At 70.1% G+C, this 20716-nt stretch carries 16 protein-coding genes and 1 pseudogene; 9 read left to right on the top strand and 8 right to left on the bottom strand.

Annotation, left to right across the window (positions count from 1 at the left end; translation table 11 throughout):
• Position 1 precedes the first annotated feature (1 nt).
• Positions 2-1669, bottom strand: coding sequence for an endonuclease/exonuclease/phosphatase family protein (locus Q8O14_12690; GenBank protein MDP2361585.1), 1668 nt, complete (start codon positions 1667-1669; stop codon positions 2-4).
• 342 nt (positions 1670-2011) lie between these two features.
• On the opposite strand from Q8O14_12690, the gene Q8O14_12685 reads away from it, so the two are divergent.
• Genes Q8O14_12685 through trpS form a run of 5 tightly spaced genes read left to right on the top strand, consistent with a single transcriptional unit; the run spans position 2012 to position 6717 of the window.
• Positions 2012-2953 carry an ABC transporter ATP-binding protein gene (locus tag Q8O14_12685; GenBank protein ID MDP2361584.1) on the top strand — a complete coding sequence of 314 codons (942 nt, stop codon included), beginning with the start codon at positions 2012-2014 and terminating at the stop codon, positions 2951-2953.
• On the top strand, positions 2947-3786 hold the full coding sequence (locus Q8O14_12680; protein ID MDP2361583.1) for an ABC transporter permease subunit: 840 nt from the start codon (positions 2947-2949) through the stop codon (positions 3784-3786). The genes Q8O14_12685 and Q8O14_12680 overlap by 7 nt, the downstream gene beginning before the upstream one ends.
• Positions 3783-4496, top strand: a complete 714-nt coding sequence (locus tag Q8O14_12675; GenBank protein MDP2361582.1) for a hypothetical protein — start codon at positions 3783-3785, stop codon at positions 4494-4496. Before Q8O14_12680 ends, Q8O14_12675 begins: the two co-directional genes overlap by 4 nt.
• Positions 4493-5674: an iron-containing alcohol dehydrogenase gene (locus Q8O14_12670; GenBank protein ID MDP2361581.1), complete on the top strand. Its 1182-nt coding sequence runs from the start codon at positions 4493-4495 to the stop codon at positions 5672-5674. The genes Q8O14_12675 and Q8O14_12670 overlap by 4 nt, the downstream gene beginning before the upstream one ends.
• Positions 5675-5685: 11 nt before the next feature.
• Positions 5686-6717 (top strand): tryptophan--tRNA ligase, encoded by a 1032-nt coding sequence (gene trpS, locus Q8O14_12665; GenBank protein MDP2361580.1) that lies wholly within the window; start codon positions 5686-5688, stop codon positions 6715-6717.
• A 124-nt stretch (positions 6718-6841) separates the two neighbouring features.
• Here trpS and Q8O14_12660 read toward each other — a convergent pair whose 3' ends face one another.
• Positions 6842-7420 (bottom strand): TetR/AcrR family transcriptional regulator, encoded by a 579-nt coding sequence (locus tag Q8O14_12660; protein ID MDP2361579.1) that lies wholly within the window; start codon positions 7418-7420, stop codon positions 6842-6844.
• Between the two features lie 57 nt (positions 7421-7477).
• Positions 7478-8110, bottom strand: coding sequence for a uracil-DNA glycosylase family protein (locus Q8O14_12655; protein MDP2361578.1), 633 nt, complete (start codon positions 8108-8110; stop codon positions 7478-7480).
• A 16-nt stretch (positions 8111-8126) separates the two neighbouring features.
• Here Q8O14_12655 and Q8O14_12650 point away from each other — a divergent pair, with 16 nt between their 5' ends.
• Genes Q8O14_12650 through Q8O14_12635 form a run of 4 tightly spaced genes read left to right on the top strand, consistent with a single transcriptional unit; the run spans position 8127 to position 13996 of the window.
• On the top strand, positions 8127-9326 hold the full coding sequence (locus Q8O14_12650) for an NAD(P)/FAD-dependent oxidoreductase (GenBank protein ID MDP2361577.1): 1200 nt from the start codon (positions 8127-8129) through the stop codon (positions 9324-9326).
• A gap of 49 nt (positions 9327-9375) precedes the next feature.
• Positions 9376-10980, top strand: coding sequence for an MraY family glycosyltransferase (locus tag Q8O14_12645; protein MDP2361576.1), 1605 nt, complete (start codon positions 9376-9378; stop codon positions 10978-10980).
• Positions 10977-12338 (top strand): hypothetical protein, encoded by a 1362-nt coding sequence (locus Q8O14_12640; protein ID MDP2361575.1) that lies wholly within the window; start codon positions 10977-10979, stop codon positions 12336-12338. Before Q8O14_12645 ends, Q8O14_12640 begins: the two co-directional genes overlap by 4 nt.
• Complete coding sequence (locus Q8O14_12635; protein ID MDP2361574.1) at positions 12338-13996, top strand: O-antigen ligase family protein; 1659 nt, start codon at positions 12338-12340, stop codon at positions 13994-13996. Before Q8O14_12640 ends, Q8O14_12635 begins: the two co-directional genes overlap by 1 nt.
• Before the next feature lie 403 nt (positions 13997-14399).
• Here Q8O14_12635 and Q8O14_12630 read toward each other — a convergent pair.
• The 5 genes and pseudogenes from Q8O14_12630 to Q8O14_12610 form a co-directional block, all read right to left on the bottom strand.
• A pseudogene (locus Q8O14_12630) lies at positions 14400-14975 on the bottom strand (glycosyltransferase).
• 7 nt (positions 14976-14982) lie between these two features.
• Entirely contained in the window at positions 14983-16977 is a 1995-nt protein-coding gene (locus tag Q8O14_12625) for a heparinase II/III family protein (protein ID MDP2361573.1), read from the bottom strand.
• Positions 16974-18140 carry a glycosyltransferase family 4 protein gene (locus Q8O14_12620; protein MDP2361572.1) on the bottom strand — a complete coding sequence of 389 codons (1167 nt, stop codon included), beginning with the start codon at positions 18138-18140 and terminating at the stop codon, positions 16974-16976. The genes Q8O14_12625 and Q8O14_12620 overlap by 4 nt, the downstream gene beginning before the upstream one ends.
• Positions 18137-19261, bottom strand: a complete 1125-nt coding sequence (locus Q8O14_12615) for a glycosyltransferase (protein MDP2361571.1) — start codon at positions 19259-19261, stop codon at positions 18137-18139. The genes Q8O14_12620 and Q8O14_12615 overlap by 4 nt, the downstream gene beginning before the upstream one ends.
• On the bottom strand, positions 19258-20598 hold the full coding sequence (locus Q8O14_12610) for a hypothetical protein (GenBank protein MDP2361570.1): 1341 nt from the start codon (positions 20596-20598) through the stop codon (positions 19258-19260). The genes Q8O14_12615 and Q8O14_12610 overlap by 4 nt, the downstream gene beginning before the upstream one ends.
• Between the last annotated feature and the right edge of the window lie 118 nt (positions 20599-20716).

Here is a 20716-nt window from a genome sequence, read left to right as displayed (position 1 = left end):
TTCAGCGCAGGGCGATGGCGCGGAAGAGGCGCTGGTCCGTCTGGCCGGGCGGCGGCAGGACCAGCGCCGTGCCCGTCACCACACCCACTTCCATCCACGGCGCGCCCAGGGTCCAGGCCTGTTCGACCCGGTAGGCGGCGGCCCCGGACACGGCCTCCCAACTGAGCAGCAGGCTGGCGTCGGCCTGTCGCTGGATGTGCAGCTGCGGCGCCTCCACCGAGGACTGGGGCAGGCGCAGATCGGCCCAGACAATGAAGTGGTCGCTGGCGCTCCAGCTGTCGCCCGCCTCCAGGTTCCAGGCGGCGAGCAGGCTGTCCCCGAGGAAGGGCGTGGCCACCACGCCGGAGCGCACCGCCTCCAGGACGCTGTCCGTGGTCAGGATGAAATCAAGCCGCCCCGGCAGATAAGTGGAGCTGTTGTTCCACCAAGTGGCCACCTCGGGCCGGTTGGCGAAGCGGGGCACGAGATCGGCCAGATCGCTGCCGTCCCAGTCCGGTGGGCTATCCGGGCCGTAGGTGGCGTTGTCCACGATGTCCCCGGTCAGCAGGGTGGTCAGCTGTTGGCGATCCCCCACCAGATTGAAGTCGCCGGCCAGGACGATGGGCGTGCCCGCGCGCAGGGTGATGGCCCCACCGGGGTTGCGCGCGTCATGGAGAAACTTGATCAAGCCGTCGGCCTCCTGCTGCCGCTCGGCGTTGGCGCCGGAGGCGCGCAGGTGGCAGGCGACGAAGAGCAGGCTGTCACCCAGCACGGCGCTGGCGTCGATGAGGGCGGCCGACTCGCGATAGCCGCTCTGGACCAGCCAGGAAGTGCGAATGGGGAAGCGCGCCGCGATGATGTTGCCCACATCCCGCTTGACGGCGGTCCAGGGGCCCAGTTCGGGAACCAGCTGGTTCAGTCGCGTCACGGTCTGCGCCGCCGATTGGTCCCAGACCTCCTCGAAGGCGATGATGTCCGGCGCCAGGGCGGTGAGCAGGCGATCGTAGGAGGCGGTCAGGCCGGTGTCGAAGAGACTGCCGAAGAGGACGTTCCAGGCCGCCACCCGCAGGGTGCCATCGCCGGTTCGCGGCAGGGGCGTGTTGGGGAGGGCGGGCAGGCTGCCGGACCCGATCTGCACCGTGGCGTGGCCCGCGGCGGGCAGCCGGTCGCCGCTCGGCACTTGGAAGACGGCGCGCAGGGAATCCAGGGGGAAGAGCGGGTGCGTGCCATCGGGCAGGGCGGCCAGGTCCAGGGTGATCTCGTAGTCGGTGCTGGAATGGGTCGGCAGGGTGCGCAGGCCCAGATGCTGGTGGCGCACGGTGATGGTGGTGGCGCCCTGGCGATAGGTGCCGCTGCGGGATCCGAAGGTCCAGACCAGTTCAGCGCCCAGGCCCTCGACGGAGGTGCCCGTGGCGGGGTTGCAGTCCGTGTCCAGCAACATGCGCAGGGTATTGCTCTCCTGCAGCAGGAATTCGGTTCCCAGACGCAAGCGGAAGGTCAGGCTGGTCTCGTCCCGCGCGGCCTGCAGGAGTTGCAGATCGACGGCATGGTCGCCGGCCGGGTCCACGGCCAGGACCGGCCAGCCGGTCCACTCATCGGTGAAGCCGTCATGGATGGTGCGCAACCATTGGGCGCGGGAAGCGGTGGCTGACATCAAGACGGCCACCAGGCAGAGGACGCATGTGTTCATGCCGGAACATGGCGCTTTGCTCGCGAAAAACCCGCTCGGCCAAGCTGGGTGCCAGGCCGGTGCCAGGCCGGTGCCAGGTCGGTGCCAGGTCAGTGCCAGGCCGGTGCCAGGCCGGTGCCAGGCCGGTGCCAGGCCGGTGCCAGGTCGGTGCCAGGCCGGTGCCAGGCCGGTGCCAGGTCGGTGCCAGGCTCTCGCCAATAACGAATAGCGCATGTATTGACCACCAATTGTCTGAATCTATCTCCGGCACATGTCCGTCGGTGGGCGCCCGGCCCCATCCTGAAACAGCTGTGATACATGTCCAGGGATGGCATGATGGGCAAGGATGTCATAGGTTCGACCATGGCCAGCTCATCGACCTTCAGCCCGGATCCCATTCTTGCCGTCCACGGGTTGGGCAAACGCTTTGGCCGGCGGATGGCCGTCGAGGATCTGACCTTCAGCCTGGCGCCTGGTGAGATCCTCGGCTTCCTGGGACCCAACGGGGCCGGCAAGAGCACGACCCTGCGCATGCTGCTCGGCCTGGTCCGCCCCACGTCCGGCAGCTTCCGCCTCCTGGGCGAGACCTTCCCGGGCGGTCATCGGCGCGTCCTGGCCGGCGTGGGCGCCCTGGTCGAGCGGGCTGACCTCTATCCCCAGCTCAGCGCCCGCGACAACCTGCGCTGGCTGGGCCGGCTGCAGGGCGTGCGCGACGAGCGGCGCGTCGAGGAGGTGCTGGCCCAGGTGGGCCTGGCCGCCCGCGCCGGCGACCGCGTCAAGGTGTACAGCCAGGGCATGAAGCAGCGCCTGGGCCTGGCCCAGGCCATCCTCCACCGGCCGCGCCTCCTGCTGCTGGACGAGCCGATGACTGGCCTGGACCCCGCCGGCATGCGCCGCATGCGGGACTGGATCCGCCGCCTGGCCGGCGAGGAGGGCATGGCCGTCCTTTTCTCCAGCCATTTGCTGGGCGAGGTTCACCTGCTCGCCGACCGTCTGCTTGTGCTGCACCGAGGCCGCCGCGTGGCCGACGGGGAGCCGGGCACACTCTTCGAGCGCCACGGCGGTCGGCGCTGGGAGATCCTCTGTCGTGACAGAGACCGCGCCAGACAGATCCTGGCCCGGGTCCCCGGCCTGTGCGGACTGGAGGAGAGGGGCGGGCGCCTGGCCTTCCAGGCGCCGGACCTGGACGCGCCGGCCCTGGTGGCGCAATTGGCCGCCGCCGACCTGGGGCTGGCCGAGTTCCGACCGCGGGATTCACTGGAGGACCTGCTCTTCTCGCTGGCGGGCGGGGAGGAGCCGTGTTGACCCTCTTCCTGGCCGAGGTGGCCAAGACCAGCCGTCTGGCCCGCACCGGCATCGGCTACGCCGCCATCCTGGTCGTGGTGCCGCTCATCCTCTGGGGTCTGGCCGCCGGCGGCGAGCAACTGGCCGCCCAGTTCCTGCGCGGCCTCGAGGAGCAGTTCTTCGTCGTGGGCAGCGTGATGAACGGCTACACGGCGACGGTCATTGTCATGAACTTCCTCTGGGTGCACGTTCCCTTCCTCATCACCCTGGTGGCCGGCGACATCCTTTCCGGCGAGGCGGTGCGGGGCACCTGGCGGGTCTGGCTGACGCGGCGTCCCGCGCGCTGGCAGGTGCTGGCCGCCAAATACCTTGTGGCCCAGCTCTACGCTCTCAGCCTGGTGGCCCTCCTGGCCGTGGTGTCGGTCGGCGTCGGCCTGCTGCTGATGGGCAGCGGCGACGTGCTGGTGGCGGGGGCCGACGGCCTGGTCCTGCTGGCCGAGGAGGAGGCGCTTCCCCGTCTCGCCCTGGCCTATCTCTGCGCGGCGGCGGCGATGGCCTGCGTGGCCGCCCTGGCTTTCTGGGTGGGCACCCTGGTGGAACACCCGATCGGACCGATCGTGGGCAGCATGGCCATCCTCATCGTGCTGCTCGCCGTCTCCAACCTGCCCCTGGCGCTCTTCGACGGCGTGCGGCCCTGGCTGCCCACCTCGCACTTCGATGTGTGGAGCCTGGCCCTGGAGGATCCGCTGCCGCTGGGCGAGCTGGGGCGCAGCCTGACATGCCTGGCGGCCTGGACCGCCCTCTTCACCGGGGCGGCCGCCGGCGCCTTCCTGCGGAAGGACATCCTGTCATGAGAACCCTTTTCCCGGCCCTGCCCATGGTCCTGCTCATCCTGCTGGCCGCCACCTGGACGGCCGTGCCGGCCACGGGGACGGTAAGCGGCCGCGCGGAGGCGGAGCGTCTCATCCAGCGCGTCAGGGCCGCCCAGGAGAAACTGCCGGCCTGGAGCGCCCGCCTGCTCATCGACATCGACCTGCCCGGCATGCGCGTCAAGGGCAGGCAGGCCGGATTGCGCTTCACGCCACCGGACAGTTTCTCATTCGAGGCCAAGGGCTTCGTCCTGCTCCCGCGCCGGGCGATGATGTGGACGGCGGACAGCCTCTTCGCCGGTCTTTCCGAGCCGCGCCGGTTGCCACCCCGCGCCGGCGATCCGCCCCACAGCGTCCGCCTGGCCGGCAGTTTCCGCGAGGACGGCCTGCTGGCGCGCATGGACTATTGCGTGGACACCCTGCGCTGGCTGGTCACCCAGGTCAGCACCTGGCACGATACATTGGAGACCCTGCGGCTGGAGAACGACTGGTTGTCCGTGGGCGGCCACTGGCTGCCCGCCGCGGTGCGGGTCGAGCTGGCCCTCGGCCCGGAGCTCCAGCGCCACTATGAACGGCTGCGCGGCGCCATGCGGCAGCGCAAGACCCCGCGCGAGGGCCGGGGGTCGATCCGGCTCGTCCTGGATGGGCATCGGATCCTGGTCGCGGATAGCCCACGAGGAGGCGGCAAGCGATGAATCCCTTCGTCTTCCAGAATCCGACCCGGATCGAGTTCGGCCCCGGCGTGTCGTCCCGGGTGGGCGAGGCCTGCCGCGCCCTGGGCCGGCGGGCCCTGCTCGTGGCCGGGCAGGGCAGCGCGCGCCGCAGCGGCCTGCTGGACCAGGTGGAGGCCCAGCTGGCGGCGGCGGGAGTGGAGGCCATCCTCCACGAGGGGGTGCGGCCCAACCCCGTGCTCTTCCACGTGCGGGCCGGCATCGAGCTGGCGCGGCGCCGGCAGGTCGACCTGGTGCTGGCGGTGGGGGGCGGCAGCGTGGTGGACAGCGCCAAGGCCATCGCCGCCGGCGCCCTGGCCGAGCACGACGTGTGGGACTTCTTCAGCGGCGCGGCCACGGTCCAGGCCGCCCTGCCCCTGGTCGCCGTCCTCACCCTGGCCGCCACCGGCAGCGAGATGAACGGCGGCGCCGTGGTGACGAGGGAGGAGACGCGGGAGAAGACTTTTTTCTCCAGCCTGCACACCCATCCGCGCGTCTCCCTGCTCGACCCCGCCCTCACCCTCACCCTGCCCTGGGAGCAGACGGCCAACGGCCTGTCGGACGCTTTCGCCCACGTGATGGAACCCTATGCCAACACGCCCGTGGCGCGGCCCATCGTCCAGCTGGAGTTGAAGGAGGCCCTCATCCGCTGCCTGGTGGACTGCGGCGCGCGCCTGCGGCGCGACCCCCTCGACCTGGAGGCGCGCGGCGATTTCATGTGGACGGCCACCATGGCCCTCAACGGCGTCACCAGCGCCGGGATGGGGCCGGCCCCCTTTCCCGTCCACCTGATCGAGCATGCGGTGAGCGCCATCACGGACCTGGCCCATGGCGCCGGTCTGTCCGCCCTCTTTCCCGGCTGGCTGCGCTGGCGCCTGGAACAGCCCGCCGCCGCCCCGCTGGCCGCCCGCCTCGCCCGCCTGGGGGAGAGGGTCTTCGGCCTGCCGGCTTCCGCCACCATCCAGTCGGGGGCGCAGGCGTGCATCGGCGCCATCGAGGCCTGGTACCGGGAGATCGGCAGCCCCACCCGCCTGGGCGAGGCGGGGGTGGGTCCGGAGCGGCACGACGAGATCGCCGCCAACGTCGCCCGCCAGGCTGGCGCCTGGGGGATGGACGATTACCACGAGGCCGCCGTCAAGGAGATTCTAAGCTCTTCCTGTTGAAGCGAGGATTCATGGACCCATCGACCCCCGCCCCGACTCCGCCCCGCCTGCCGGTCATCCTGTCAGGCATCCAACCCAGCGGACGCCTGATGATCGGCAACTACCTTGGCGCCATGCGCAACTGGGTCCGGCTGCAGGAGGACCACGAGTGCTTCTACATGCTGGTGGACATGCACGCCATCACCGTCTGGCAGAAGCCCGCCGACCTGCGCCGGCAATGCCTGGAGGCCCTCGCCCTCTACCTGGCGGCGGGAATCGACCCGGCGCGCCACACGGTCTTCATCCAGAGCCACGTTCCCCAGCACAGCGAGCTGGCCTGGATCCTCAGCTGCATCGCACCCCTGGGCCAGCTGCAGCGCATGACCCAGTTCAAGGACAAGGCCCGCAAGAACGAGAAGAACATCAACACGGGCCTGCTCACCTACCCCGTGCTGATGGCCGCCGACATCCTGCTCTACGACGCGGACAAAGTTCCCGTCGGGGAGGACCAGAAGCAGCATCTGGAGTTGGCGCGCGACCTGGCCCAGCGCTTCAACCATCTCTACAGCGAGACTTTCACCCTGCCCGAGCCCTGGATTCCGCCCCGGGCCGAGGGCGCCCGCATCATGAGCCTGCAGGACCCCGCGGCCAAGATGTCCAAGTCCGATTCCGACCCCAACGCCACCATCTTCCTGCTGGACGAGCCGGGGGAGATCAAGGGCAAGATCCGCCGGGCGGTGACGGACTCGGGGGACAGCATCGCCTATGATCCAGAGGGACGACCCGGGGTGAGCAACCTGATGACCCTCTTCCGGGCCGCCACGGGCGAGGACTTCGCCAGCCTGGAGCAGCGCTTCGCCGGCAAGGGCTACGGCGCTTTCAAGGAGGAGCTGGGCGAGGCGCTGGCGGCCTGGCTGACGCCCATCCGCACCCGGACGCGGGAGCTGCTGGCCGACAAGCCGGGGCTGGAGGAGATCCTGCGCCAGGGCGCCGAGAAGGCGCGTCGGAGGGCCGGCCGCATGTTGGGCAAGGTCCAGCGCAAGGTGGGCTTCGTGCAGTTGTGAACCCAGGCCGGCTCGAGTTTCTCCAAATCGATATCGATATCGCTATCGGTATCGGGATCGATAGCGATAGCGATGAGAGGCGATGAGATGGCGATGAGATGGCCAGGGCGATGCCGGCTTTTGCTCAGTCCTGGCCGGTCAAGGAGTGCAGGAGCAGCAGGATTTGCGCATGGGCCTGCTCCCGGGTGAAGGCGCACTTGGGGTCCACCCACTGGTGGATGAGCTGGCGCACGGCGCCGAAGACCAGGTAGCGCTGGATGGTCGGATCCATCTGCGACCGCAAGCCGGCATCCTGCAGGGTGCGCCCCAGCAGCTCCATGAAGCGGCCGTAGAGCTGCTCCAGCTCCCCCTCCCAGCGATGCATCCAGAAGCTTTGCTCGTTGACGAAGACGCGCGCCAGGTTGGCGTCGTCGCTGAAGCGGTCGAAAACCGTGTCCACCATGCGCTCCAGCCGCTGGTCGGACGGCACTTCCGTCTGCCCGGCCAGCTCGGCCAGATCCTCCAGGATGCGGGTCCACATGTCGCGGAAGATGGAGTGGAGGAGGTCCTCCTTGCTGTCGAAGTAGTTGTAGACGCTGCCCGTGGCCACTCCGGCCACGCGGGCGATGCGGGCCACCTTCGCCTCGGCGAAGCCCTGGTCGGCAAAAACCTGGACGGCGGCTTTCAGGATGGCGCCGTGCTTGTCACCTGTCTTCTGACGCATGGACACTCCGGGGCTGTGTGCAGGCAATGTTCTGATTCATGGCTGCATGATCAAGCGTCATGACGCCAACAGCCGCTGGACGCGGCGGCGCAGGTGGGGCAGCACCTCCGCCTCGAACCAGGGACGCAGCGCCAGCCAGCGGCGGTTGCGGGGCGAGGGGTGGGGCAGGGGCAGCACGGCCAGGCGCCGGTCCTGGACCTCCGCGAGACGCTCGCCTCCCCGCACCGTCTCATCCACCCTCGTGGCGCCGGGCAACCAGTGACGCTGGGCGGCCGCCCCCACGGCCAGCACCAGCTCCAGCCTCGGCAGGGCGGCGGCGAAACGCGGCTGCCAGAGCGCGGCGCAGCGGGGCGGCGGGGGTCGGTCCCCCCGCCCTGGAATCGTGCCCGGCCAGCAGAGCCCGGCCGGCACGATGGCCACCCGGGAGGCGTCGTAGAAGGCGGCGCGATCCAGGTCCAGCCAGTGGCGCAGGAGATCGCCGGAGGGATCGTGCCAGGGGATGCCGCACTGGTGGACGCGGCGGCCGGGGGCCTGTCCCACGATGAGCAGGCGGGCCGTGATCCCGACCTGGAAGACCGGTCGCGGCTCCGGCACTTCCGCGCAGAGCCGGCAGGCGGCGGCCTCCCGGCACAGCTCTTCCAGCGCGGCGCCCTCTCCCGCGGCGGGCGTGCTGCCTTCCCTCCTGGTCATGAGAGCGGGAAACTCCATGGATGTTGACGTCATCATCGTGGGCGCCGGCGTGGTCGGACTCGCCGTCGCCGCTGAATTGGCGCCCTGGGCCGAACTGCTTCTTCTCGAACGCGAGGAGGGCTATGGACGGGGCGTGTCCAGCCGCAACTCCGAGGTGGTCCACGCCGGAATCTACTACGAACCCGGCAGTCTGAAGGCGCGCCTCTGTCTGGAGGGTCGGCGCCGCATCGAGGAATGGGCCGCCCAGGGCCATTTCGGCTACCGGAAAACGGGCAAGTTCATCGTCGCCACCCGGCGGGAGGAACTTTCGCGCCTGGACGACCTGCTGGAGCAAGGCCGACTCAATGGCGTGACAAGCCTGCGCCGCGCCGGCGTGGAGGAGTTGGCCGCGGCCGAGCCGGCCGTGCGCGCCCTGGCGGCGCTGTGGAGTCCGGAGACGGCCATCCTGGACAGCCACGGGTTGATGCGCCACCTCTGGGAACGGGCCCGGGCGGCTGGCGCCCAGCTGGCGTGCCGCTCCCGCGTCGCCGCCCTGCGGCCGGTGGCGGGCGGATGGGAGCTGGAGGTGGAGGAGGGGGAGGGAGCGTTGGCGCCGTGCCGGGAGGAAGAGGCGCCGCCCGTCCTGCCGCGGGCATTGCCCCGCCGGGGTCCCCGCCTGACCATCAGCGCCCGGGCCGTGGTCAACGCGGCGGGCCTGGAGGCGGACCAGGTGGCGGCCCTGGCCGGCATCGATGTGGAGGGGGAGGGGCTGCGCCAATACTGGAGCCGGGGCGAGTACTTCACGCCCCGCGGCGGCGCCTGCCCTCCGCTGCGCCACCTGATCTACCCGCTGCCACCCGCCGACGGCGAGGGCCACCTGGGCATCCACGTCACGCTGGATCTGGGCGGCGCCCTGCGCTTCGGTCCCTCGGCCACCTGGCCCTGCCCGCCACACAGCCGCCGGGAGGACTTCGCGCAGGACGAGGCCCTGGCCGCGGACTTCGCCGCCGGCGTGTCCCGCTTTTTGCCCGGATTGGCCGCCGCCGACCTGCGGCCGGCGGGAGTGGGCCTGCGCCCGCGCCGGAAGCCGGCCGGCGACTTCTACATCCGCGAGGAGGGTCGACGGGGACTGGCCGGCCTTGTTAACTTGATCGGCGTCGAATCGCCGGGCCTGACCAGCGCCCCGGCCATCGCCCGGCTGGTGGGAGAGCACCTGGCCGGCGTGCAGCGCGTGTGAGGCCCGGAGTCCGCCATCCTGGTCCGGCGCCCAACCCGAGGAAGCGGCGGTGACCTATCTCCTCGTCGGCGTGTTCGCCCTCAGCATCATGATCCTGCTCATGCCGCTGCTGCAGCGTCTCGCCCTCCACATCGGAGCCGTCGACCAGCCGGACGGGCGCAAGGTCCACACCGTGCCCATTCCGCGCATCGGGGGCGTGCTCATCGTCTTCGCCTTTCTCTTGACCTCGTTGGTCTTCATTCCCTTCACCCCCGCCGTGCGGGCCATCCTGGCCGGATCCCTCATCATCTCCGCCGTGGGCCTGACCGATGACCTCATCGGCCTCTCCCCTTGGACCAAGTTCGGCCTGCAGTGGGTCACGGCGGCGGTCTTCCTGGCCATCGCCCGTCCCGTCATCAACCTGCCGCTGGTCGGCGGCGACCCCTGGCTCAGCTGGCCGGTCGCCGGCCTCTTCATGGTCTTCCTCATCAACGCCGTCAACCTGCAGGACGGCCTGGACGGCCTGGCTGGCGGGCTGGTCGTCATTGGCGGGCTCTGCCTGGGCATGTACCTGATCCACGGGGACGAATGGCGGACGGTGGCCGTGCTCATCGCGCTGATCGCCAGCGTCGTGGGCTTCCTCCGCGTCAACACCTGGCCAGCCACGATCTTCATGGGGGACGCCGGCTCCTACCTGCTCGGCTTCGTGCTGGCCGCCGTCTTCCTTGTCAATCAAGAGGGCGGCCGCCTGCCTCCCTGGACGGCCCTCTGCTTTTTCGCCATCCCCATGCTGGACACGCTGCAGGTCTTCATCCGGCGCCTGAGTGCCGGACGCTCCCCCTTCCTGGCCGACCGCAAGCACCTGCATCACCTTCTGATCGGTCTGGGCCTGCGCCAGGACAGCGTGGTCTACCTGGAGTACATGCTGGCCAGCCTCGTGGGGCTTTTTCCCATCCTGGCCCTGAGTCCCTTGAAGCTTCGATGGATGGGGCTGGGCCTGATCCTGGCGCTGATCGGCATCTTTTTGATCAGGCGGTGGCAGGAGCACCGTCGGCCTTCTTCCGAATCCGTCCGGGTGGCATCCGGCGGGGTCCAAGCGGGCCCTCACGCCCTACTGCCGCGCGTCACGGGGCTGGCCCTCGTCCTCCTCTTCGGGCTTGAGCTGTTCATGGTAAGGGGCGTCGACCTGAAGTACGGCGTGCTGCCTGCCACGCTGGCCTTGGGCTACGCCTTCTGGTCGTGGATGCGCCTGCGCAGTTCCGGGCAGTCCCGTCTTTCCATCACGGTGGCCCTGATCGTGGCCACCCACTTCTTCATCCTGCACCAGAGCGGTTTCGGCATCCATGACCTGGACCAGCCGGTGGCCCGCGCCTGGCTGGGGCTGGGGCTGGCGCTGACTGTCTACAGCGGCCTCTGTTTCATCGCCTGGTTCCGGCGCATCGTCCTCGTCACCAACCCCATCGAGTACTTCCTCGTGTTCGGGGCGATCCTGCTCTTCTATCTGCCTGTGCAGTTGAAGGCGACCTTTTCGACGGACCTGCTGGGCGTGGAGATGCTGGCCTTCTTCTTCGTCTACCGCGTCTGGGCCAGCCTGGCGCCGCTGGAGGAGAACCGCGTCCATGCCTTGGCCGTCGCCTCCCTGGCCGTGGTCACGGTGGCGGGTTTGTTGCGATGATCCGCCCCCGTCTGCCACTGGCCGTGGCGATCCTCGCCCTGATGCGTGCGGCGGTCGCGGCGGACTGGCTCCTGCCCGCGGATCCCTTCGGCGAACTCCTCCGTCTGCGCCTGGCGGAGGAAGGGGTGGACGTCCTCACCCGGCCATGGTCCCGTGAAGCCCGTTCCCTGGAGCTCCGCGCCGGCAGCACCGTTCCGGGAGTGTGGGGGGAGGGTGGGGGCCATGCCCGGCTTGGGCCCTCGCTGTGGGCGGGCTTCTGGCTGGCCGGAACGACGGCGGAGGAGGGCGAGGTCCTGCTTGGCACCCACACGGAGCGGGGCGGGTGGACGGGGCGGGTGCTGCATGCCACCCTGGGCTGGGAGACACCCTGGCTGGTGGCGGAATGGGGCCGACGCAATCTGGGCGCCGGCCTGGATCACTTGTCGGAGCTGGCCTGGCCCGCCCACCTTCCACCCGTCGACATGTTCCGCTTCCGCCTGCGCCGGCCCGATGACGTGTTCAGCCTGGAGACGGCGGGGGCGCGACTGGGTTCCAGCGAGGATCCCGACCTGGCACGCTGGTTCGCGCGGCATCGCTTCGTCTGGCAGCCGGCCCATCTCAGGGCGCGTTTCTCGCTGGGCGACCAGATCCTCTTCAGTGGCAGGCAGCGCTCCTTCGACTGGCACTTCTTCAATCCCTTCGTCCCCTACTTCCTCGAGAACTTCGAGGGATTCTCGGAGGCCGACCATGGCCTGGGCCACGACCAGGACAACAGCACGCTCTTTGCGACGTGGGACCTGTGGCACGATCTGCCCGGCGGCTCGCGCCTGACCTGGTATGGAGAAGTGCTGGTGGACGAGTTCCAGATCGACGCGGCGGACCGGGCCCGCCTGGACGACGCGCTGGGCCTGACCCTCGGCCTCGCCCTGCGCCGCCCCCTTGCCCGCCAGTACATGATCCGGCTACGCGGGGAAGGCAGCGCCCTCTCCCATTGGACCTACATCCACCGGGGCGAGGAGACGAGCTACTTGCAGCAAGGCCAGGTGATCGGCAACGAGGAGGGGGGGGACTGCCGCGAACTGCACGCCCAGTTGCAGGTCTATCGGCTGACGGGGCGGCCCCGCCTCCTTTCGCTGGGAGTGGGGCGGATCGAGCTGGGTGCCATCCGCCCGGGCGCGGCCTGGGACGCGGAGGCGACGGCCGGTGCCCCCTGGCCCCTGCCGCCGGTGACCACCCAGTGGCTGGTCCGCTGCCAGGCGATGGCCCAGGTGAACGACCAGCTCTCCCTCGCCGCCAGTGCCGAGCACCGCAATCCCGGGCGAGGCTGGTCCGTCGTCACCCGCCTGGCGTGGCGGTGGACGCAGGGAGAGGAGCGCTGATGGCACCCCTTCTGCTCGGCGTTCTCGTCATGGCCGGCGTCCTCGGTGGCGTCATCTTCGGACTCCCCGGCCTGATCCGCCTGGCGGAGTATCTTCTGGCCGGACAGGAGAAGGTCTACGTGCTGCTTCCGCTGATGGCCGCGCTGGCCATGTCGATCTACGTCTTCTTCCTCGCCGCGCGCGACCAGCGCCACCGGCTCTTCACCGTCTTCATCCTGTCCTTCCCCCTCATCAGCACACTCCACCGCCGGGTCGAGCTCAACGTGTTCGGCATGCACATCTACATCGAGACGGTGCTCGTCCTGCTGCTGACCGTCTATCTCTGGCATCACCGCCGCCTGGCGGCCCACCGGCTGACGGCGCTGCTCAGCTGCATGCTTGTCCTGCTGGTGGGGGCGCTGCTCTCGCTGGTGGTCAACCAGGTCACGCACCCGTCCACCATCTGGTACCTGGTCCAGGAGAACCTGCTTCCCTTCGCCCTCTTCCTCATGGCTTGCGCGGCGGTGCGCCACCGGCTGGACATGGATCGCTTTCTGCGTGCGCTCATGCTGTCCCTGGCGCTCTTCGCCGTCCTGTCCCTGACCTGGGTCTTCGTGCTGGACCAGACCATCGGGCTGGATGTGGGCGAGGTGCTGTCCGCCCAGACCCGCATCAGCGGCGGCGTGCGCCGCTTCCTGGTGGGGGCCGGCTTCGTCAATTCGGAGGTGGGGAACCGCGTCTTCATGCTGCTGGTGCCGGTGGCGGTGGTCATGATCCGCGGCCGGGCCCTGCAGAGGGCCAACCTGCTGCCCTATGCCATCATCCTCGTCTCCACCTATTTCATCATCGCCACCGAGCATCGGGCGGCCCTGCTGGGGGGCATCATCGTCCTCCTCCTCTTCATCGTGTTCGGCCGGACCCGCAACATCAAGGCCTGGATGAAGCTCGCCGTGCTCGGCCTGGTCCTCTTCTTCCTGCACGACAAGGTGCTGGACTACCTGAACCGCCGCATCCTGCTGGACGAGTCCTTCATGATGGACGGCTCCGCCCAGAAACGGCTGGTGATGTGGAGTTTCGCCCTGAACCTGGTGCGCGATCATCCCTGGCTGGGCATCGGACCGCTCCAGTACCTTCCGGCCGCCATGAATACGCGCGCCCAGGCCATCACGCCGCACAACTACTACGTGACGATCCTGACGGAGCAGGGCCTGGTGGGGATCCTGGCCTACCTGGGCGTGGTGGGCACCATCTTCGCGCGCGGCCTGCTCAATGTGCGACGCCTGGGCGAACCCTACTTGAAGCGCCTCAACTTCGGCATCCTGACCGGGCTCTTCTACTACCAGTTCGTGCTCTTTTTCGGCGGGGGCCGACTCACCCACAACAACGCCATATACATCCACGGCATGTTCTGGCTGGTGGCGGCCCTGTTGTGGATGCTGCCCCGCTTCGAGGAGGATGCCTGGCGCATGCGGGCGGCGGCTACAGCTCCCTCAGGCGTGCGGCCAGCCGCCGGATCGGGCCGCCCCGCCCCACCTGTTCCAGCGCTTCCTGACGGATGTGGGCCGGATCAAGACCGCGCAGCCGGCTCCAGGCCCCGGCGGGGAGCAGATGCTCCGTGGCCACCACCCCAAGGCCGGCCCGCGCCACCCACTCCGAGTAGTCCCCCACTGCGGGGCTGATCACCAGGGGCAGCCCGCAGAGCAGCATCTCGGCCGCCTTGGTGGGCGATGCAACGGCATTGAGGGGATGATCCTCGCGCAGGAGAAGGCCGGCGTCGGCCGCGCTCAGCCAGGCCGGCATCCCCCAGTGGTCGGAGCTGCGGCAATGGACGCGCCCCGCCGGCAGCCGGGTGGCCAGGGCGGCCGCCGCGGCGTGGTCCGGACTGAGCAGCAGGACCTGCAGCCCGGGCTCGGCGCTCAAATTCGCGTGAAGGAAGGCGCCCAGGAGCGCGGGGGCATCCCAGCCCTTGCGCAGGCTGCCCGAGTAGACGAGCAGGAAGTCCCGCTCCGCCAGGCCCAAGTCCCGCCGGCGCACCATGCGCTCCCCTTCATCACGGCGAAAGCAGTTCTCGTCGGCCGTGCATGGCATGACGTGCAGGCGCTCCGCCGCCACGCCGTGGCGCTCCGCCACGAGGTGCGCAAGGCGCCGGGACACGCACAGGACAAGATCCGCCGCCGCCAGATCCCGGGACAGCCTGTCCACCGCGCGCCGCCGCTCGGGCGCGGGCCGTGGCCCGATGCGGTAGTCCTGCTCGGCGATGCTGTCGCCGCGTAGTTCGTAGACAAAGCGGAGCGCCGGGCGGGAGCGCCGCAGAAGGGCCATCAGCGCCGCCATGTCAGCGGAGCGGGTCTGCAGGACAAGCTTTTGTGCGCCGGCCTGGCCCACGGCCCTCCGCAGCTCCCTGTCCTTGAGCCGGCGGTCCAGCCAGGGCCAGCGGTCGATGGTCCAACGCACGGCCAAGGGTGCCTGGAGGCGCCGGCGAAGGACGGCCCCCGCCTCCCGGTAGGCCGGCAGGTGGCGCAGGGCGTGCCCCAGCCCGCACCAGGCGGCGAGGTCGACCTCCACTCCCTCGTCGCGCAAGGCAGCCAGCGTGCCCACCACCTGGGAATGGATGACCTTGTTGGTGACCGGTCCCGAGAAGCGGTAGATCAGGCGCATGGCGGCCTCATGATGACGTGGGGCGCAGGCGCGTCACGATCCGGCAGAGCGGAAGGGGCGGCAGCTCCAGGCAAAGCCGAAGGGCGGCCTCCTCCTCGCCGTAGCGCCTGGACACGCGGCCTTGATCGATCCGCGCCAGGGCCGGGCCGCCCTCCCTGCTCTCCACCTCCAATGCCAGGCCCAGTCCGGGGAGCGTCCAGCCGGCGGTACCGGCCCGGGCCTCGATCCCGGGCGCCAGCTGGAAGCCCAGCTCGGCGCACCGCTCCGCCGGGCGGCGGATCCAGTCGACCAGTTCGAAGCCGTCCGGCAGGGGACGCAGCAGGCGGCGATGGGTCACCGCTCCCCGACTGAACTCCAGGCAGGCCTCCGGCCGCGCGGCGGTGGGAGCTTGGATCCAGCGGCTGAGGGGCAGATCCCACACACCGAAGCGCAGGCCGCGGAAGTCGCAGGGCTCCAGGTCCTCCACCCACAAGCCGTTGTGGACGCGGCTGCCTCGGTAGCGCAGGCGCAGCGCGGTCTCACGGCCGTAGGCATAGCTGCCGGGGTCGAGCAGGAGCGGACGGCCGCCATGGACGTACTCGAAGGAAAGGAGGTCGGCGTGGTGATGGCCCTGCTGCACCCAGCGCCGGCGCCGGGTGGCGCCGCCGCGCAGCAGGAGCCAGTCGGAATCCTGCCCCGCGTGGCGCCGCCAGCTCCAAATGCCCCCCTCCCGAAAGACGCGTCCCGCCGGCGCCGGTCCTCCCTGGCGGGAGCAGCGCTCCGCCGCGGCGGGGAAGAGCCAGCGCCATGCCACATCCGCCTCCGCGGCCACCCACGCCTCGACTCTCCCTCCCAGCAGCAGGGCGGGCAGTTGGCCGTAGGCGCTGCGACGCACCGGCTCCTCCGACAGGATCCAGCCGCGCCCGTCGTCCGAGTCCCCCACGCTGGGCAGGCTGCCGTCGGGGCGGGTCAGCCAGGCCATGGCCCCGCCCATGGCCGCCACCCGCTCCTCGAGGACGGATCCGCGCCAGCTCTCGCGCCGGCAGGCCAGCACGCCGCAGAGCGTGTCCAGCACGAAGCCCATGTAGGCGGTGGCCAACTCGCCGGCCAGGCCGTCCGGCCAGACCTGCTTCCCCGCTTCGCGCAGCAGCAGCCGGCGGCTCCAGCGCTCCAGTCGTCCGGCCTGCCGCATCTGTGGAAAGAGCGAGCTGACCAGGTGGAGGCCCGCCAGCTCGGAGATGAGATGGTTGTGCGTCCATTTGCCGAAGGCGCAGGTCTCGCGCTCCAGGAAGCGCAGGTGCCAGGAGAGGGCCCGCAGCATCGTCCCCCTCAATTCCGGCGTAAAGGCCGGGGCGTCGTGGAAGAGGTGCCAGGCCCAGCACCAGCTCACCGCCCGCAGCCCCACCTCCTGGGCCTGGGTCCAGTTCGGCCCGCGGCCCGGCGGATTGCGCCGGATCCAGTCCCCCAGATGCCGGGCGAAGCATGCCGCCCAGCGCGGGTCCCGCTCCAGGCGCCAGGCGCGGCCCAGGACCATGAAGTACTGGTGCCGGTTCAGCTCCCAGATGCGGCGGATGTCCGCCGGCCGTGCTTCGCTCAAGTAGTCGATCTGGTCGGAAGGCACGTCCGGCCAGGATCCCGCACGGTCGAGCAGGGCATGCCAGTCGGGTAGGGGCCCCAGGGCGGGCGCGCCCGCCATCAGCCAGCTGAAGTCCCCGCGGTCGATCTGCGCGCACCGGTCCCGGAGACCTTCCACCTCCACTGGCGTCCACGCTGCGGCGGGCAGGCGCTCCTGGTCCTCCCGGCTGAGCGGGAAGTGCGGGGAGTACCAGTCGGGCGGGATGTCGCCGGGCGCGGCCCACTGCCAGGTCCTGTCGCCCAGGTCAAGGGGATGGGCCGCCTCGTCGGCCAGGCAGCGCGCCACCCAGCGTCTCTTCTGCCAGGGGCGCCACAACTTCCAGACGAGCAGGGTCTCGCCCAGTCCCGCCAGCCCGTGCTCGGCCAGCGCCCGACCCAGGCCGCTCATCTCCGTAACTCCCGGGCCGTCTGGAAGAGTCGCCGATGGCCTTCCAGCGGCAGCGGATCCTCCACATGGGCCCGGCCCGCCTGTCGCGCGCCGGCGGACCAGGCGGCCCGTTCCTCCTCGCTCCAGGACAGGGCGATGGCCAGCGCGCGCCGGAAGGCCGCCCCCTCTAGAGGCAGGTCCCAGCCCGCCTGCCTTTCCGCCAGGCGCCGCCAGGGCGTGCGGTCGCTGATGAGGACGGGCAGGCCCTGGCCCAGGGCCTCCAGGATGGCGTGGCCGAAATTCTCGCCCAGGCTGGGCTGGACCAACAGGTCGGCCTCGCGCAGCAGGCGGTCGGCGCTCTCCCGGTCCACGGCCCCGGCCAAGGTGACGCGCACGGTCGCGGGCAGCGTCGCGATCAGCCGGCGGCATTGATCCAGGTGGGCACGGTCCTCCGCCGGGCCGGCCACGGTCAGCTCCACCCGGCCCTCGACATGCGCCAGCTGCTCCAGCAGGAAGGGCAGGTTCTTGATGGGGGAGATGCGGCCCAGGAAGAGGAGGCGCAACTGGCCAGGCTCCTTGCATCGTTGTCTTGGGCGAAGCGCGGGCGCCACGCCCAGGTTGGCGGCCACCACGACGCGGGCCGCGGGCCAGGCGGCAAGGATGTCCCCCGCCTCGTGTTCGCTGGAGGCCTGCCAGACCACCTTGTGATAGCCGCCCAGCCTCCGTGCGACAGCCAGGAAGGCGCTCTTCCTCCTCGCCTTCTGCGCCAGCGCGCCCGCGGCCAGCTCCCCACGCGGCGCCAGCACCAGACCCGCCCGCCCGAATGCACCCCAGCGCCACAGTTGCATGGGCAAAAGCGAGAAAGGGGGGTGGAAGAGGCTGTTGAGGTACAACAGGTCCGGGGCCAGATCACAGACCAGGCTGATGAGGGAGGGGGGACGCAGGCCGGCCGGCGTGGCATAGCGCACGCGGGCCATGCCCCGCCAGTCGAGCCACTGGTCGGCGGGCGCCTCATAGGGGACGGTGCTGCGGAAGTCGTGGTTGGCGGTCAACAGATGGAAGTCGAACTCCTCCCCCATGCGCTCGAGCAGGTTGGCCACGGTGCGCACCGGGCCGCCGTAGGCGAGGCCCGGCAGGAAGTGCGGCAGCAGGACCAGGATGCGGGGGCGGGTCCCGGAACTCACGATCTCCTCCCCATGGGCGGAAATGCTTGCAGCAAGTGGTCGGCGTGGGAGGGCAGCCGGCACTCCAGCCAGGCCCTCATGGTGCCCATCCCCCCCTCCACCAAGGTGGCCCGCAAGGCGGAATCCCACAGAAGGCGGCGGATGGCCGTCTCCAGTGACTCCGGACTGCCGGGGGCCACGGCCAGGCAATTCCGACCATCCTCCATGACGGATGGGATGCCTCCCACCATGGTTGTCACGATGGGCAGACGGAAGATCATGGCCTCGTAGAGAACCCGGGGGAAGCCTTCCGCCAGGGAAGGCAGGATGAACAGGTCCGCCTGTAGATACTCCCGCGCCAGGCTGTCCCGGTCGTGCAGGGTCCCCGTCAACCGGATCCCGCCGCACGTGCCGTCCATCGCCTCGGCCTCAGGTGCCAGGGGACCATCCCCCACCAGCACCAACTCCAGGTCTGGATCATCCCGCCTCAACCGGTTGAAGACGGTCAGCAACACATCCACACCTTTAGGCTTCTCCAGTCTGCCCACAAAGAGCAGTCGGCGAGGTCGCGGACGGAAATCCCTGGGTCGCTCCAGATCCCCCCCGTCCAATTCTGTCAAGGCACGGGCAATGACCACCGGGCGGGCATGGCGCGAGGCACGCCCGGCGTCATGGGTGTTGTTGCAGACCACCAGGCGGGCATGCCCGAGGGCCTGGGCATGCAACCAGTCGTCGGGGGCCAAGCCCCGCAGATAGACGGCGTAGGGAACCCCGCGCAGGCGGCAGGCCGCCGCGCAGGCCGCAGGCAGTGTGCCCGGCAGGAACAGGTAACACCAGGGACGATGGGCCACCTTCGCCGGCAGACCTGCGTACATGTGCAGCCTCGGCACCAGGCGCTTCCAGCCGGAGCCCGCCGGACTGGGCACACCCCCCGCCGCGAGCAGGGGGTGGAGGGAGAGATCGAAGTCGAACAACCCGCCCGCCGTCCGCGCATCCTGCCGCGGCACCAGGAATTGCCACAACTCGAGGGGGCCCAGCTTCCCGGCAACCTCGGACAGCATGCGACCCGTGTGCCGGGTGATCAGCCGGCGCGCTCCGTCCTGGAGGATGGGGCCGTTGATCACGACGAGCGGCCGCTTCACCTCCCCTCCTCCGTCTCGCGCACGATGAAACGTGTCTTGCCCCGGTCATGGGCGATGCGCTCCACCAGCTCCAGCCGGACGGGCACGCATCCCGCCACGCAGTGGCGCAGCCCCAACGCCACTGCCTCCACCTGCCTCCGGGCGTGCGCCCCGTCTCCCGGCACGCAGCGCAGCACAATGGATTGGTCCAGAAGTTGGCGCACCTGGAAGGCCCGCACCGCCTCCGGGCAGGAATCGAAGATGGTCGTCAGGTAGTCCCCGGCGATGGTCCGCCCGCCAGGCAGGCGCAGGGAATCGCTGATCCGTCCCTTGACGTTGGCGATAAGCGGCAAGGGCAAGCCGCAGGGGCAGTGGTGCGGCAAGGTGCTTCCCTGATCACCGTTACGGTAGCGCAGGATGGGAAAGACCCGGTTCTCCAAGTCGCTGACCAGCAGGTCGCCGGGTGTGCCCGGGGCGCAGGGTCGCTCGTCCTCGTCCACCACGTCGATGTGCCGGCTGGCATGGAACACATGCAGGCCCTGTCGCAGACGGCATTCGGCGGCCACCCAGAAGACTTCGCCACACCCGTACTGGTCATAGGCCGGTGCGCCGAAGGCCCTCTCCAGCAGCCTGCGCTGGCTGTCCGGCAGCGGAGCCGATGTGCACCAGACGGCCTTGAGGTGGTCCGGTCGCAGGCCGCGGCGCTCCAGCTCCTCCGCCACGTCCGCCAGGGCGCCCGTGTAGCCCTGGAGGATGGCGGGTCGGGTTCGCTTCATGTGCCGGAGGAAACGATCCACCGCCGGGGTCGACATGGCGCCCGCGTCCAGGAACAAGCGGCGGGTGGGCCACCAAAGCAGGTGGTTCAGCAGGCGGCCACCCCGGCCCTGCGTCCGGCGGAAGACGAAGGCGATGTCATCGGAGGGGAATCGACCCCACCAGTCCAGCATGCGCCAGGCAAAGGCCTCCAGGCGCACCCGGGTGTCGAAGAGCACCTTGACCGGCTCCCCGGTGCTGCCCCCTGTGCTGGACACCCGTTGCCAGCGGCGCCGGACCGGGCGCGCCACCAGCTCGGGGAAGGACTCCCGCAGGTGCTGCTTGGTGAGAACAGGCAGGCCTTGCCAGTCCTCGCGCTGTCGAAGGTCGCCCGGCAGGAAGCCCGCCGCTCCGTAGAAGCGACGGTAGAAGGGGGTGCTTTCCCAGGCGAAGCGAACCAAGGAGCGCATCTTGTGCCAGGCGCGCTCCGCCAGTTCGTCGGCGGACAGCCTCTCCTCGGCCTCCAGCCTGTCCCGGAGCCGGAGTGCGTCCCGGTTGGCCAGGCCTTGCTTCAGCAGGAAGACAGAGTGTTTCAGCATCGCCACCTTGTGCTCCCCCCAGCGGGCCGCGTGCCCGCCGGGAGTGAAGATAGGGAGAAGCGACAGCATCCAGCGGCCGGAATCGAGCCGCGAGCAGGCCGCCGCGGTGGCGTCCAGGCTGTGG

The organism is bacterium (assembly GCA_030685015.1).
In the GTDB taxonomy this organism is placed as follows: domain Bacteria; phylum CAIWAD01; class CAIWAD01; order CAIWAD01; family CAIWAD01; genus CAIWAD01.
The sequence above is the reverse complement of the archived record's forward strand: the minus strand, read 5'-3'. Positions and strand labels throughout refer to the sequence as shown.

What these genes read in the sequence shown, in the direction of transcription:
- Q8O14_12655 (MDP2361578.1), bottom strand. Translation starts at nt 8,110, where the DNA reads ATGACCAGGAGGGAAGGCAGCACGCCCGCCGCGGGAGAGGGCGCCGCG.
- Q8O14_12685 (MDP2361584.1), top strand. Translation starts at nt 2,012, where the DNA reads ATGGCCAGCTCATCGACCTTCAGCCCGGATCCCATTCTTGCCGTCCAC.
- Q8O14_12650 (MDP2361577.1), top strand. Translation starts at nt 8,127, where the DNA reads ATGGATGTTGACGTCATCATCGTGGGCGCCGGCGTGGTCGGACTCGCC.
- Q8O14_12660 (MDP2361579.1), bottom strand. Translation starts at nt 7,420, where the DNA reads ATGCGTCAGAAGACAGGTGACAAGCACGGCGCCATCCTGAAAGCCGCC.
- Q8O14_12670 (MDP2361581.1), top strand. Translation starts at nt 4,493, where the DNA reads ATGAATCCCTTCGTCTTCCAGAATCCGACCCGGATCGAGTTCGGCCCC.
- trpS (MDP2361580.1), top strand. Translation starts at nt 5,686, where the DNA reads ATGGACCCATCGACCCCCGCCCCGACTCCGCCCCGCCTGCCGGTCATC.
- Q8O14_12690 (MDP2361585.1), bottom strand. Translation starts at nt 1,669, where the DNA reads ATGAACACATGCGTCCTCTGCCTGGTGGCCGTCTTGATGTCAGCCACC.
- Q8O14_12675 (MDP2361582.1), top strand. Translation starts at nt 3,783, where the DNA reads ATGAGAACCCTTTTCCCGGCCCTGCCCATGGTCCTGCTCATCCTGCTG.
- Q8O14_12640 (MDP2361575.1), top strand. Translation starts at nt 10,977, where the DNA reads ATGATCCGCCCCCGTCTGCCACTGGCCGTGGCGATCCTCGCCCTGATG.
- Q8O14_12625 (MDP2361573.1), bottom strand. Translation starts at nt 16,977, where the DNA reads ATGAGCGGCCTGGGTCGGGCGCTGGCCGAGCACGGGCTGGCGGGACTG.
- Q8O14_12635 (MDP2361574.1), top strand. Translation starts at nt 12,338, where the DNA reads ATGGCACCCCTTCTGCTCGGCGTTCTCGTCATGGCCGGCGTCCTCGGT.